At 66.4% G+C, this 13397-nt stretch carries 10 protein-coding genes; 5 read left to right on the top strand and 5 right to left on the bottom strand.

What is annotated here, in order from left to right:
- The first annotated feature begins 191 nt into the window (after positions 1-191).
- The 3 genes from O3305_RS09605 to O3305_RS09595 are packed head-to-tail and all read left to right on the top strand — an operon-like array spanning position 192 to position 5647.
- Positions 192-3197, top strand: coding sequence for a TonB-dependent receptor plug domain-containing protein (locus tag O3305_RS09605; protein WP_269576187.1), 3006 nt, complete (start codon positions 192-194; stop codon positions 3195-3197).
- Positions 3198-3234: 37 nt separating this feature from the next.
- A complete protein-coding gene (locus tag O3305_RS09600) occupies positions 3235-4401 on the top strand; it encodes a serine hydrolase domain-containing protein (RefSeq protein ID WP_269576186.1) in 1167 nt (388 codons plus the stop codon).
- Positions 4402-4405: 4 nt separating this feature from the next.
- On the top strand, positions 4406-5647 hold the full coding sequence (locus O3305_RS09595; protein ID WP_269576185.1) for a threonine synthase: 1242 nt from the start codon (positions 4406-4408) through the stop codon (positions 5645-5647).
- A 43-nt stretch (positions 5648-5690) separates the two neighbouring features.
- On the opposite strand, the gene O3305_RS09590 is transcribed toward O3305_RS09595, so the two are convergent.
- Positions 5691-6269, bottom strand: a complete 579-nt coding sequence (locus O3305_RS09590; protein WP_353739231.1) for an alpha-ketoglutarate-dependent dioxygenase AlkB — start codon at positions 6267-6269, stop codon at positions 5691-5693.
- 129 nt (positions 6270-6398) lie between these two features.
- On the opposite strand from O3305_RS09590, the gene O3305_RS09585 reads away from it, so the two are divergent.
- Positions 6399-6725 carry an ArsR/SmtB family transcription factor gene (locus tag O3305_RS09585; RefSeq protein ID WP_269576184.1) on the top strand — a complete coding sequence of 109 codons (327 nt, stop codon included), beginning with the start codon at positions 6399-6401 and terminating at the stop codon, positions 6723-6725.
- Here the strand turns inward: O3305_RS09585 and O3305_RS09580 are convergent.
- The 4 genes from O3305_RS09580 to manD all read right to left on the bottom strand — a co-directional run bounded on the left by O3305_RS09580 (position 6698) and on the right by manD (position 11073).
- Entirely contained in the window at positions 6698-7627 is a 930-nt protein-coding gene (locus O3305_RS09580; protein WP_269576183.1) for a 1-phosphofructokinase family hexose kinase, read from the bottom strand. The two genes, O3305_RS09585 and O3305_RS09580, sit on opposite strands and share 28 nt — an antisense overlap.
- A gap of 3 nt (positions 7628-7630) precedes the next feature.
- Positions 7631-8632, bottom strand: a complete 1002-nt coding sequence (locus O3305_RS09575) for a P-loop nucleotide/nucleoside kinase family protein (protein ID WP_269576182.1) — start codon at positions 8630-8632, stop codon at positions 7631-7633.
- A 72-nt stretch (positions 8633-8704) separates the two neighbouring features.
- On the bottom strand, positions 8705-9844 hold the full coding sequence (locus O3305_RS09570) for an endo-1,4-beta-xylanase (protein WP_269576181.1): 1140 nt from the start codon (positions 9842-9844) through the stop codon (positions 8705-8707).
- 17 nt (positions 9845-9861) lie between these two features.
- The gene (manD, locus tag O3305_RS09565) at positions 9862-11073 is read right to left on the bottom strand and encodes a D-mannonate dehydratase ManD (protein WP_269576487.1); all 1212 of its coding nucleotides are present in this window, start codon (positions 11071-11073) and stop codon (positions 9862-9864) included.
- A 132-nt stretch (positions 11074-11205) separates the two neighbouring features.
- Between manD and O3305_RS09560 the strand changes: the two genes are divergently transcribed.
- A complete protein-coding gene (locus O3305_RS09560; RefSeq protein ID WP_269576180.1) occupies positions 11206-13356 on the top strand; it encodes an alpha-glucuronidase family glycosyl hydrolase in 2151 nt (716 codons plus the stop codon).
- Positions 13357-13397: the final 41 nt, after the last annotated feature.

The following is a 13397-nucleotide window of genomic DNA, read 5'->3' as shown; positions in this document are numbered from 1 at the left end:
ATGCTCCGGCCTTTTCCTTTCCGGCCGGGTGGTGCAGGGACCGTCGGGTCGCCGGAATCAGGCCCCGGCTCGTCCCGTCGGATGCCATCGGGTTATGGCGCCGGGAACAGAAATTATGGCGCTGCGCAACATTCTTGGTACCTAATGTTCCCTCACCGCACGGGAGTTGCGGGTATCAGGGAATTGGCGACATGATCGAAGTAAAGGCGTTTAAGAAGCTACTTGCGGGCAGCTCGGCGATCGCGGCGATTGCAACTGCGATGCCGGCCTGGGCACAGACCGCGGCTCCGGAACCGCAGGCGACCACGGCGCAGACGGCACCTGCCGAAGAGGGCGAGATCCTCGTTACCGGCTCGCGCATCCGCCGCGACGGGTTCCAGGCTCCGACGCCGCTGACCGTGCTGACCCAGCAGGACATCCAGAACACCTCGCCGACCAACAACATCGCCGACTTCGTCAACCAGCTGCCGCAGCTCGCCGGCTCGACCAAGCCGGCCAATTCGCGCCTGAACCTGTCGAACGGCTCGGCGGGCATCAACGCGCTCAACATGCGCAACCTCGGCGAAGGCCGCGTCCTCGTCCTGCTCGATGGCCGCCGCTCGGTCGGTTCGACCATCTATGGCTGGGTCGACATCAACACGATCCCGCAGGCGCTGGTCGATCGCGTCGAGGTCGTCACCGGCGGCGCCTCCTCGGCCTATGGCTCGGATGCGGTCTCGGGCGTGGTCAACTTCGTCCTCAACAAGAAGCTCGAGGGGCTGAAGATCGAGGCCGATACCGGCATCACCACCTATGGCGACGGCGGCAATTACTCGGCGAGCATCGCGGGCGGCAAGTCGTTCGCCGGTGGCCGCGGCCACATCCTGCTCAGCGCCAATATCGATCATCAGGACGGCATCTTCGAGGTCGGTGACGATCGCGAATGGAACCACACCGGCTATGTCCGCGTGGAGAACCCCGCCTGGGTTTCGGGCAGCAGCACCTTCAACCGCTACTTCACCACCAAGCGCCAGGTCGGCGCGTCGAACTCGACCCCGGGCGGCCTGATCACCGGCTCGGCCGGCACCACCGCCAACGCGCTGCGCGGCCTGTATTTCGGCTATGGCGGCGCGGTGAACACCTTCGACTATGGCACGTTCACCTTCCCGGCCTTCACCCGCGCGGCCGGCTCCTCGGCGCCCAGCGTCACCCAGGGCGGGTCGTGGCAGGTCAATGATTCCGGCACGCGCATCGGCCTGATGCCGAAGGACGATCGCTGGGGCGTGTTCGGCCGGCTGAGCTACGAAGTGGCCGACGGCATCGAGCTGTTCGCCGAGGGCTCGTACAACAAGCAGAAGGTCTTCTTCAACGCGGGCCCGAACCTGTCGACCGGCATCACCTACAACACCACCGGCTGCACCACCGTGCCGGTTCCGGTGACCTGCAACGCCTTCGCGCTCCAGGCGCTCGGCGCGTCGCGGCTTGCCGGCGTCACCAGCGTGACGGTGGCGACCACCGCGGCCGACCTGCCGTTCCGCGCGATCGACAATGAGCGCAAGGTGCAGCGCTATGTCGTCGGCGCCAATGGCGACTTCGAAGCGTTCGGCAAGGCCGCGCACTGGGAAGTCTATGCCCAGTACGGCCGCTCCGACGTGCGCGAGCAACTGCGCAACATCATGCACAATACGCGGATGGCCAATGCGACCGCCGCTGCCTTCGCGCCCGCAGGCAATGCCCGCGGCTATGCGACCGGCTCGATCCAGTGCCTGATCAACGTCGATACGAGCACCACCAACGACGATCCGAACTGCGTGCCGCTGAACCGCCTCGGCGTCGGCGTCGCTGATCCGGCGGCGATCAACTATGTGCTCGGCAACCCGTATCGCGACCAGGTGCTCGAGCAATATGTCGCCGGCACCAACTGGTCGGTCACGCCGTTCGCCACCTGGGCCGGGGACGTCAGCGTCTCGGTCGGCGGCGAAGTCCGCAAGGAGAAGATCCGCGGCAGCGTGCCGAAGGAATATCAGCCGGTCATCACCACCACCGGCACCACCAATGCGTGGTCGGTGGGCAACTACCTGCCCTTCACCGGCGAATACAGCGTGAAGGAAGCCTATCTCGAGACGGTGGTGCCGCTCGGCCTGGGGCTGGAGTTCAACGGCGCGGTCCGCGCGACCGACTATTCCAACGCCGGCTATGTCACCACCTGGAAGCTGGGTGCGACCTGGGCGCCGATCCCGGACATCCGCTTCCGCGTGACCCGCTCGCGTGACATCCGCGCGCCCAACCTCAACGAGCTTTACCAGGCCGGCACCGCCAACAGCGATTCCGTCCGCAATCCGAAGTACACGGCGGACGGCCTGAACGGCCCGCAGACCTTCGGCTATTCGGGCCTGGTCACCGGCAATCCGAACCTGCGTCCGGAAATCGCCAATTCGTGGAATATCGGCGCGGTCGTCTCGCCGCGCTTCCTGCCGGGCTTCACCGCCTCGGCGGACTATTTCCGCATCGATCTCGAAGGGGCGATCGACTCGATCAGCGCCCAGGAGATCATGAACCGCTGCGCCGAGGGCCTTGCCGACTATTGCGCCGCGATCAGCGACGATCCGGTCCGCTCGACGCCGACGGCGCCGTACAAGCTGATCCGCAGCCAGCCGTTCAACTTCGTGCGCAAGCTGGTGCGCGGCATCGATTTCGACATGGCCTATCGCATCCCGGTCGGCTCGGACGCCTTCACCCTCAAGGGTGTCGCGACGCGCTATATCGAGAACCTGTCCGACACCGGCATCGCCGGCCAGGTGGCGGTGAACACCGTCGGCGCGAATGGCGGCCAGGCGAGCACGCCGACCTGGATCTTCCGCGGCAGCGCGACCTATGAGACCGAGACCTTCTCGGCCACCGTCACCGGCCGCGGCGTCAGCGCCGGCAAATACTCGGCCACCGGCATCGAGTGCACCACCAGCTGCCCGGTCACGACGACGACCTCGACCTACCAGACCTATGACAACAACCAGGTCTCGGGCCTGTTCTACGTCGACCTCAACCTGAGCCAGACGGTGAACTTCGGGGACAACAAGGCCCAGTTCTTCATCAACGTGACCAACCTGTTCAACCGCTGGCCGCTGCTGGTGCCGGAAACCGGCCTCGCCGCGAACAGCACCTATTCGGACATGCTCGGGCGCCAGTTCCGCGCGGGCATCCGCATCAGCCTGAAGTAACGCCCATGCCGGCTCCCTCTCTCGTGAAGGAGCCGGCATGATCGCCGCAGCGCTCCTGCTGGCGGCATCGGACCCGGTCGCCGCGGTCCGGATCACTTTCGACACGCATGGGGAAACTTCGGTCAGCCTGAAAGGGCTGGCCGACCTTTCCACGTCGCGGCCCGTCACCGCCGATGATCCGGTGCGGATCGCCTCCATCTCCAAGCTTGTGGTCGCCATCGGTGTGATGCGGCTGGTCGAGCAGGGCAGGCTCGATCTCGACGCCGATGTCTCGCGCTGGCTCGGCTGGACGCTGCGCAACCCGGCCTTCCCGGACAAGCCGATCACGCTGCGCCTGCTGCTCTCGCACCGCTCCAGCCTGACCGACCGGGTGGACTATGTCCTGCCGCTCGATGCCGATATGCGCGCGGTGCTGCAGGACCCCAGGGCCTGGGACGACAAGCACGCCCCCGGCAGCTGGTGGGCCTATACCAACTTCAATTTCCCGGTCGTCGCCGCGGTGATGGAGCGGGCCACTGGCGAGCGTTTCGATCGGCTGATGGATCGCCTCGTCCTCCGCCCGATGAAGCTCGATGCCTGTTACAACTGGGCGAGTTGCAAGCCGGAGACGGCTGCCCGGGCGATAGTCCAGTATCGCGCGCGCAAGCCGACCAAGGACGACAACCAGGGTGTCGCGCCCGCCTGTCCGGTCACCCCGGCAAGGGATGGCAGCTGCGACCTCGCCGTCTGGCGCCCCGGTGCGAACGGTGCGGTCTTCGCGCCGCAGGGTGGGCTGCGCATCTCGGCGCGCGGGCTCGCCCGGATCGGCCGCATGTTCCTGAACAACGGCACGCTCGACGGCACCCGCATCCTGTACGCGCGCTCGGTCCGCATGCTGGAGACGCCGCTCTGGACCTATGACGGCCACAACGGCGACGTCGGCGGCGACATATCCGTCGCGGTGCCGACCGGCGGGGCGACCTGCGCCTACGGCCTGGCGGTGATGTTCACGGCGACCAACGCTCCGGGCTGCCGCGACGATCCGGTCGGCGACGGCGCCAAGCGCTTCGGCCATTCGGGCGATGCCTATGGCCTCAAGTCCGGGCTGTGGGTCGATCGCGCGGCGGGCAAGGGCGTGGTTTATTTCGCCACCGATGTTCCGGATGTGCCGGGGAAACGATCGGCCTATACGCCGACGGAGGAATCGCTCGCCCGCCCGGAGTAGCAACTTGCGCCACGACGCCAATCTCACCGCCGACCGTCCCACCTTCGTCACCCATCTCGAATGCTCGATGACCGGCGAGCGCTATGAGGCCGACCAGCTTCACGGCCTGTCGCGTGTCGGCCGGCCGCTGCTGGTGCGCTATGACCTGGAAGGCGCGAAGGCGGCGCTGCCGCGCGACGAACTCGCCCGCCGCCCGGCGGACCTGTGGAAATATCGCGAGCTGCTGCCGGTTCGCGCTACCCGGAACATCGTCAGCCTGGGCGAGATCGCCACGCCGATCATTCCGCTCGACAAGCTCGCCGCCGAAGCCGGGGCGAAGCACCTCTGGGTCAAGGACGAGGGGCGGCTGCCTACCGGCTCGTTCAAGGCGCGCGGCCTGGTCATGGCGATCGCCATGGCCAAGGAACTGGGCGTGAAGACGATCGCGATGCCGACCAACGGCAATGCCGGCGCCGCCGCCGCTGCCTACGCCAGCCGGGTGGGGATCGAATCCGTGATCTTCTGCCCGGCCGACACCCCCGAAGTGAATGTCCGCGAGATCGCGGCGCAGGGCGCGCGGGTGTACCGCGTGAATGGCTATATCGACGATTGCGGCAAGCTGGTCGGGCAGGGGGCGAAGGAGCGCGGCTGGTTCGACCTGTCGACGCTCAAGGAGCCGTACCGGATCGAAGGCAAGAAGACGATGGGCCTCGAGCTTGCCGAGCAGCTCGACTGGGAGTTGCCCGATGTGATCTTCTATCCCACCGGCGGCGGCACCGGCCTGATCGGCATGTGGAAGGCGTTCGCCGAGATGGAGGCGCTCGGCTGGATCGGCAGCAAGCGCCCGCGGATGATCGCGGTCCAGGCCGAGGGTTGCGCCCCGATGGTCCGCGCCTTCGAGGCCGGCGAGCGCCATGCGACGCGCTGGCAGGACGCGCACACGATCGCGATGGGCATCCGCGTGCCCCAGGCGGTTGGCGACTTCCTGATCCTCGACGCGGTGCGCGAGAGCGGCGGCGTGGCGATGGCGGTTAGCGACGAAGCCATTGCCCAGGCGGTGGAGGATGCCGCGCGCAAGGACGGGCTGCTGCTCTGCCCCGAAGGCGGCGCGACGCTGGCGGCGTGGCGCAAGGCACTGGCGGAGGGGCTGGTGTCGGCTGACGAGAAGGTGGTGCTGTTCAACTGCGCCACGGGGCTGAAATACCCGCTCGCCGACCAGTCGAAGACGCTCGACAAGGATGGGGCGATCGACTTCGCGGCGCTCTAACCTTTAACCGTCATCCCCGCCTTCGCGGGGATGACGGATAGAATTAGCGAGCGTGGGTAGCCAAGCTCCGGAACGTCACAGACCACCGGCTGGCGTCCATCGGCGCGATGCTGTGTTCCCAGCCGTGCCGGGCTTCGCCGAACAGATGATAGCCGCCGCGCGGTTCCAGCGGGATCTCCGCGCGGTCGAACCTGCCGTCGGCCCGTCGCCGACGCAGCCGGAATACCGCAGGCGCGCCCAGCGATATCCCGACGACATGCTCGAACACCGGCCGGTCGCGATGCCAGCCGATCCCGGCGCCGGGATCGTAGCGCGTCACCAGCGCCTGGACGAGGGTATCCGCCGCAAGCCCGGCAGCTTCGGCCGCCCTTGCGCGTGCCGGCAGCAGCCAGTCGGGCAGGGGCTCCGCCTCTGAAAGACTTGCGTCGGTGAAGTCGTAGCGCCAGCCGAAACTGCGCGTCAGTCGCTTGCCCAGCCATTGCTGAAATCGGAACGGCTCCAGTGCCGAACCATTGATCCGACGAATCAGATCAGCTTCTTCCTCGGCGCTGACGATATTCTTCGCCTGTTCGATTCCCGGTGGCAGCGGATTCCTGAAAAGCTCGGGAAACAGTGTGGACACCTCCGGGATATGGGAAGTGCGACTAGCAACTTCCAGACATGAAGATCTTCACATTTATATGGAATTCCTATGTCTTTCCCGCGAGATAGCGGTTGCAACCTGGGGCTAGCCTCCCTAGCTGTCCGCACCGTGAAAAACGAAATGATCGCAGTTGTTGATCGCGCCTCCTCGTTCTTGAAGGCGCTATCGGGTCGAAGCCGTTTTCTGCTGCTCTGCCATCTCCTGGATGGCGAGAAGTCGGTAGGTGAGCTCGCACGTCTTACCGAGGCGCGCGATACCGCCGTATCGCAGCAGCTGGCACTCCTGCGACGCGAGGGCATGGTTGCCGCGCGTCGTGACGGGCAGATGATCTTCTATTCGCTGGCCAGCGACGAAGTCCGCCAGATGTTCGAGGCGATGTACGGCCTGTTCTATCGCACCGAAGCGGATCAGCCGCGCGAAGCCGTTCCGGCATAAAGCCGTTCGACATCCTCCCTGCGGGCCAGCTCGGTCGCGGGAGTCATCAGCGTCGCGGCTCCGGCGGCGATGCCATAGTGTAAAGCGTCCTCGATCCCCTTGCCCTGCGATGCGGCAAGGGTGATCGCCGCCACCATCGAGTCCCCGGCACCCACCGTGCCCTTGGCCTCGACCGGGATGGCCGGCACCCGCAATTCCACGCCTTCGCCGGCCAGCAGCGCCCCGCGTTCGGCGAGCGACACCACCACGACTTCAGCAAAGCCGCGCTTCCGCAGTTCGCGTGCCGCCGCCATCTCGTCTTCCTCGCCGTGGATCTCGCGGCCAAGCAGGTCGGCGACTTCGCGCAGGCTCGGCTTGATCAGCCAGGCACCGGCGCCTTCACAGGCGGCAAGGGCTGGACCGGAGGTATCGATCACCAGCTTCACGCCGGCCTCTGCGCAGCGCGAACCGATCCGCGCGAGGATCGCCGGATCGCAGCCCGGCGGCAGGCTGCCGCTCACCACGATATGGCTGACGTCCTTCACCCCGAACAACGCGTCGAGCAGCGCCGCCTGTTCGTCGGCGCTCAGCTCGGGGCCCGGCAGCACGAAGCGATACTGGTCACCCGGCCGGCCTTCATCGACGGTGAAGCTCTCCCGGGTCGCGCCCTTGATGGGCACGGGCAGGATCGGGACCCGTTGTTCCTCGAGCAGCTGGACGATCGTCGCGCCCGCCGGTCCGCCGCTCGGGAACACCGCGACCGCATCGCCGCCCAGATGCGTGATGACCCGCGCGACATTGATCCCGCCGCCGCCCGGATCGAAGCGGGGCGGGGAGCAGCGCAGCTTGTGGCCGGGGCGGACTTTCTCGGTACAGGTGGTGAGGTCGAGCGCCGGGTTGAGCGTCAGCGTCGCAATGGTCACGGATCAGTGGGTCCGGTCCAGCGCGGCGCGCGCCGCGGCGACGATCGTCTCCTGCGGGCGGTTCACCCGGATGCGGTGCCAGTGGATCTCGCCCACCGAGCGGCGCGACTGTTCGCGCACCACCATCTCGGTCGCATCCGAAGCGTCGTTTTCGCGCGCATTCACCCGGGCGATCCGGTCGCGCTCTGGCGCTTCCAGCCAGATGCCGGTGAAGGCAGCGCGGTAGCGATCGGCCAGCGCCTCCACCACGTCGCGCTCGCTGCGCGCCATGAACACCGCGTCGAGGATCACGCTGTTGCCGCAGGCAAGGTGATCGTCGGCGGATTCGAACAGCGCCTCATAGGTCTCGTCGTCATTATGCCGGGTATAATGCCTGGGGGGCAGCCGGGTTTCCGGGCTCACGCCCGCGAGGCGCTTGCGGAATACGTCGGAGCGCAGCACCCGCGCGCCGGGCAGGCGGCCGATCCGGCTGCCGAGCAGCCGCGCCAGCGTCGACTTGCCGGTGCCCGAAAGCCCGCCGATCACCACCAGCCGCGGCCTGGCCGGGGCGAGCAGGCTGTCGGCCAGCTCGGCATCACCGTCCAGGCTGGCGCGCAACGAGAGATAGAGCGGCAGCAGCGCCCAGCCGGTCGCTCCCTGCGGCGCGACGTCGAGATAGCGGTTGGCCAGCGTGTTCGCCTCGCCGGCCATGCCCGCGCGCATCACGTCGAGCACGGGGCGGGCAAGGTCGTGGAGCACGTCCAGCGGCTCGCCCATCACCGCGCGGATGCGGCCGGCGGCGATGCGGCGGCCGATCGAGTCGGTCTGGGCGGCAAGCTCGGTACGCTGGGCGTCGGTGGTCGCGCTCAGCGCCAGCGTCTTGCGGAAGGCGGCGCCGTCGCCCTTGGGCGCGGCGAGGTGCGCTGCGGCGATCCGGTCGGCAAGGGCGTGCAGCTGGGCCGTGTCGAGTTCGCCGCCCAGCAGCGCCTCGAAATCCGGGTCCTGGCTCACTGCCAGCGCCGCCATATCCCACCCCTTTCTCGTCCGTCGAATCAGCCCCTAGCACGAGTTTCCTGAACGATCTTGGACAAGATCGACCTATCGCGCCGCGGCACCCGCAAAGGCATCCCGGATCACCCCATGGAGTGCCTTTGGCTGGTACTGGTCATTATTGGGCGTGGCGCGCTGCAATGTCTTGTCCTTGCGCGGCTTGAACCCGTTGAGCCAGGTGAAGCGATCGCACATGCCCCAGGCGAGCACGTCGCGGAGCTGCGGGTAGGAGAACATGATCTCCAGATACGCTGCGGCATAGTTGGCGACGATCCCGTCGCGCAGCTTCGCGTCGGTCGGCAGCAGGTGGTCGTCCACGTCGAACTCGGTGACGGCCAGCTTGTAACCCATCTGGGTGGCGCTATCGAGGAAGGTGCGCCACGGCTTCTCCTGCCGGCTCACCAGCGCGCCCACCGTGCCGTCGCCGGTCAGGCCGATATGCGATTGCACGCCCAGCGTGTCGCAGGGGATCCCCCTCTTCCGGAAGCCTTCCAGCAGCTTGAGCACGCCGTAGCGGTGCCCCTCATTGCCCAGCTCCCAGCTCATATAATCATTGTAGACCAGCTCGACGCCCGGGGCGTGCTCGCGGGCGGTGTGATAGGCGAAGTCGAGCATCGCCTCGGTCCCGCCGAACGCCTTGGAGAGCGACGAGGTGCGCAGCGCGCCGGTGCCTTCCTCCACCGTCTCGTTGACCACGTCGAAGCTGACGATGCGGTTGCCGTAGAGCTTGCACAAGGTGCGGATGTGCTGGCCGAGGATCTTCTCGGCTTCCTTCACCGGGCTGGCGCCGAAGTCATGCTCGTTCAGCCATTTCGGGAAGTACTGCGTCTTGTGCCACAGCAGCGTGTGGCCGCGCATCGCCATGCCGTTGGCCTCGGCATAGTCGAGCATGTCGGAGAAATGATCGAGGTTGAAGGTCTTGGCGTCGGGCCGGATCGCCTGCCACTTGAACTCGTTCTCGGGCACCAGGATGCCGCAGTCGCGCTTGAGCAGCTCGGCATATTTCGGATTGGCGAAGGATCCGCGATCCGCCCCCGAAGGTCCCCAGGCGAAGCAGGAGCCGAAGCGCATGCCCTTGGTCTTCGCCACCGCATGGATCCCCTCCACCGCCTGCGCGAGGGCAGGGAAGGGCAGGATGGCGAGCGCCGCCCCGGCGCCCAGCAGTCCACGACGCGTAATGTCAGTCATCAGCAAGCCTCTCCCGCTCACCAGTTGAACAAGGTTCCGTCCTCGAGCCGTGCGACGGGGAGATAGGCGCGCTTATATTCGTATTTCGCAGCCAGTTCCTCGTCGATCTCGACACCCAGCCCCGGCGCATCGCCCGGGTGCATCATTCCGTCCTTGAACGAATAGGCATGCGGGAACACCGCGTCGGTCTTCGCCGTGTGCGGCATCAGCTCCTGGATGCCGAAATTGGGCACCGACAGGCCGAAGTGGAGCGCCGCCGCCATGCAGACCGGGGACAGGTCGGTCGCGCCGTGGCAGCCCGTGCGCACCTGATAGAGGTCCGCGAACGACGCGATCCGGCGCATGTGCGTGATCCCGCCCGCATGCACCATCGTCGCGCGGACATAGTCGATCAGCTGCTCTTCGATCAGCTGCTTGCAGTCCCAGATCGTGTTGAAGATCTCGCCCACCGCCAGCGGGGTGGTGGTGTGCTGGCGGATCAGGCGGAAGCCGGCCTGGTTCTCGGCCGGGGTCGCATCCTCGAGCCAGAACAGCCGGTACGGTTCCAGCTCCTTGCCCAGCCGCCCCGCCTCGATCGGGGTAAGCCGGTGATGGACGTCGTGGAGCAGGTGTACATCCCAGCCCAGCACCTCGCGCGCCTTCTCGAACAGCGGCGCCACCGAGCGCAGGTACTTCTCGGTCGACCACAGGCTTTCGGTCGGCAGCGCGCCGTCGGCCGGCTCGTAGCGCTGGCCCGGCTTGGCGACGCCGTAAGTGGATTTCAGCCCCGGCACACCCGCCTGGAGCCGAACCGCCTTGTAGCCTTGCTCGACATGGCGGACGGCTTCCTCGATCGTCTCCTCGATCGTCGCGCCGTTTGCGTGTCCGTAGACCATGCAGCCCTCGCGGCTCGCCCCGCCGAGCAGCTGGTAGAGCGGCATGCCGGCGAGCTTGGCCTTGATGTCCCACAGCGCCATATCGACCGCGGCGATCGCGCACATCGTCACCGGGCCGCGCCGCCAGTATGCGCCCTTGTAGAGATACTGCCAGATGTCCTCGATCCGGTGCGCGTCGCGCCCAATCAGGCAGGGGATGACATGATCCTGGAGATAGGCGACCGCCGCCATCTCGCGGCCGTTGAGCGTCGCGTCGCCGATGCCGGTCGTGCCGTCGGCCGTCTCGATCTTGAGCGTCACGAAATTGCGGTCGGGGCAAGTGACGATCACGCGCGCGGATACGATCTCGGCCATGACGTTCCCTGCTTCCCCTTCCTGGTCCGGCGCGTCGTCGCCGCGCGCCACTATGCTTGGTAGCGCTACCATTGTTGCGCTGATACAAGCTTGTCAACGGCGGCGTATGACCGCGTAGAGACGGGAAGAGCGATGCTTCGGAAATTGCTGGCTATTTTGTCTGCGTTTTTGTGTTTCGGCCTTGCGAATCAAGGTCATGCCGAAGACGGATATGACCTCTGGCTGCGCTATCAGCCGCTCGAATCCAGTGCGAAGACGCGTTACGAGCCGCTGGTCACGCATCTGGTGGCGCCCAATGCGCGCCCGACGATCCGGGCTGCCACCGACGAGTTGCAGCGCGGCTTCAAGGCGATGTTCGGTTATGACCTCGTCCAGCGCGAGACACTGATGGGCAACGGCGCGGTGCTGGTCACGCGTGCCGATTCCCCGAACCTCAAGGGGCTCGACCTGCCCTTCGCGAAGCTGGGCGAGGAAGGCTATCTGATCCGCACCGCGGTGATCGCCGGCAACCGTACGACGATCATCGCCGGCAACAGCGATGTCGGTGCGCTCTACGGCGTGTTCCGCTTCCTGAAGCTGCTCCAGACCGGCCAGCCGATCGACAATCTCGACATCACGGACGCGCCGAAGCTCAAGGTCCGCGTGCTCAACCATTGGGACAATCTCGATCGCCATGTCGAGCGCGGCTATGCGGGGCAATCGCTCTGGGACTGGCAGAAGCTGCCGCTCCACAAGGACCCGCGCTACACTGATTATGCCCGTGCCAATGCCTCGATCGGCATCAATGGAACGGTGCTGACCAACGTGAACGCCAATGCCGACATCCTGCGCCCCGATTACCTGCAGAAGGTGAAGGCGCTGGCGGAAGTGTTCCGTCCATACGGCATCAAGGTCTACCTCACCGCGCGTTTCTCCGCGCCGATCGAGCTCGGCAAGCTCAAGACCGCCGATCCGCTCGATCCGCAGGTCCAGGCCTGGTGGAAGGCCAAGATCGACGAGATTTACAGCGTCATCCCCGACTTCGGCGGCCTGCTGGTCAAGGCGAACTCGGAAGGCCAGCCAGGCCCGTCCGACTATAAGCGTACCCATGCCGAGGGCGCGAACATGCTTGCCGATGCGCTCGCTCCGCATCACGGCATCCTCATGTGGCGCGCCTTCGTCTATGCCGCCGAGAATGCCGAGGACCGGCACAAGCAGGCCTATACCGAGTTCCAGCCCCTCGACGGCAAGTTCCGCGACAATGTCCTGGTCCAGGTCAAGAACGGCGCGATCGACTTCCAACCGCGCGAGCCCTTCCATCCGCTGTTCGGCGCGATGCCGCGCACGCCGCTGATGATGGAATTCCAGATCACCAAGGAATATCTCGGCTTCGCCACGCACCTCGCCTATCTCGGCACGATGTGGGAGGAGGTGCTCGAGGCCGATACCTTCCGCCCGCGCAAGGGCAGCACCGTCGCCAAGGTGATCGAGACGCCGATCGATGCCGGCGCCGCCACCGGCATGGCCGGGGTCGCCAATATCGGCAGCGACCGCAACTGGTCGGGCTCGCAGTTCGACCAGGCTAACTGGTATGCCTTCGGCCGCTTCGCCTGGGATCCCGATGCGAAGGCCGAAGCGATCGCGCGCGACTGGGCGGCGATGACCTGGGGCAGGGAAGCCGCCGACCCTGTGGTCCGCATGATGATGGGTTCGCGCGAGGCGGTGGTCGATTACATGACCCCGCTCGGCCTCGCGCACCTGATGGCGACGGGCCACCATTACGGCCCCGGCCCCTGGGTGTCCGACCTGGCCCGCCCCGAATGGAACCCGGTCTATTATCACAAGGCGGACGCGGTCGGCATTGGGTTCGATCGGACGGCCAAGGGCAGCGACGCGCTTTCGCAATATGCGCCCGAGGTCGTGAAGGCCTGGGGCAGCCCGAAGACCATTCCGGAGAATTTGCTGCTCTGGTTTCACAATTTGCCCTGGGACTATCGCACCAAGTCCGGCCGCACCCTGTGGGACGAACTGGTCACCCGCTATGACGCGGGGGTGGATGCCGTCGGGAAGATGCAGGCCGACTGGACCGCCCTGCACGGCAAGGTCGACGAGGCTCGCTGGGCCGAGGTCCGTGACTTCCTCGCGATCCAGCACGAGGAAGCTCTATGGTGGCGCGACGCCTCGATCGCTTATTTCCAGTCGATCTCGAAGCGCCCGCTGCCGGCGGGGCACAAGCCACCCGCGCATGACCTCGACTGGTACAAGGCGATCACCAATCCCTATGCGCCGGGACAGGGGAAATAGCCTTTCCCGAATTCCCTCTCCCGCTCGCGCGGGAGAGGGAT

The organism is Sphingomonas sp. NIBR02145, assembly GCF_027359115.1.
Classification (GTDB): Bacteria; Pseudomonadota; Alphaproteobacteria; order Sphingomonadales; family Sphingomonadaceae; genus Sphingomonas; species Sphingomonas kyeonggiensis_A.
Note: the sequence above shows the minus strand (reverse complement) of the source record. Positions and strands in the feature narration are given on the sequence as shown.

What these genes read in the sequence shown, in the direction of transcription:
- O3305_RS09560 (WP_269576180.1), top strand. Translation starts at nt 11,206, where the DNA reads ATGCTTCGGAAATTGCTGGCTATTTTGTCTGCGTTTTTGTGTTTCGGC.
- O3305_RS09605 (WP_269576187.1), top strand. Translation starts at nt 192, where the DNA reads ATGATCGAAGTAAAGGCGTTTAAGAAGCTACTTGCGGGCAGCTCGGCG.
- O3305_RS09570 (WP_269576181.1), bottom strand. Translation starts at nt 9,844, where the DNA reads ATGACTGACATTACGCGTCGTGGACTGCTGGGCGCCGGGGCGGCGCTC.
- O3305_RS09600 (WP_269576186.1), top strand. Translation starts at nt 3,235, where the DNA reads ATGATCGCCGCAGCGCTCCTGCTGGCGGCATCGGACCCGGTCGCCGCG.
- O3305_RS09575 (WP_269576182.1), bottom strand. Translation starts at nt 8,632, where the DNA reads ATGGCGGCGCTGGCAGTGAGCCAGGACCCGGATTTCGAGGCGCTGCTG.
- manD (WP_269576487.1), bottom strand. Translation starts at nt 11,073, where the DNA reads ATGGCCGAGATCGTATCCGCGCGCGTGATCGTCACTTGCCCCGACCGC.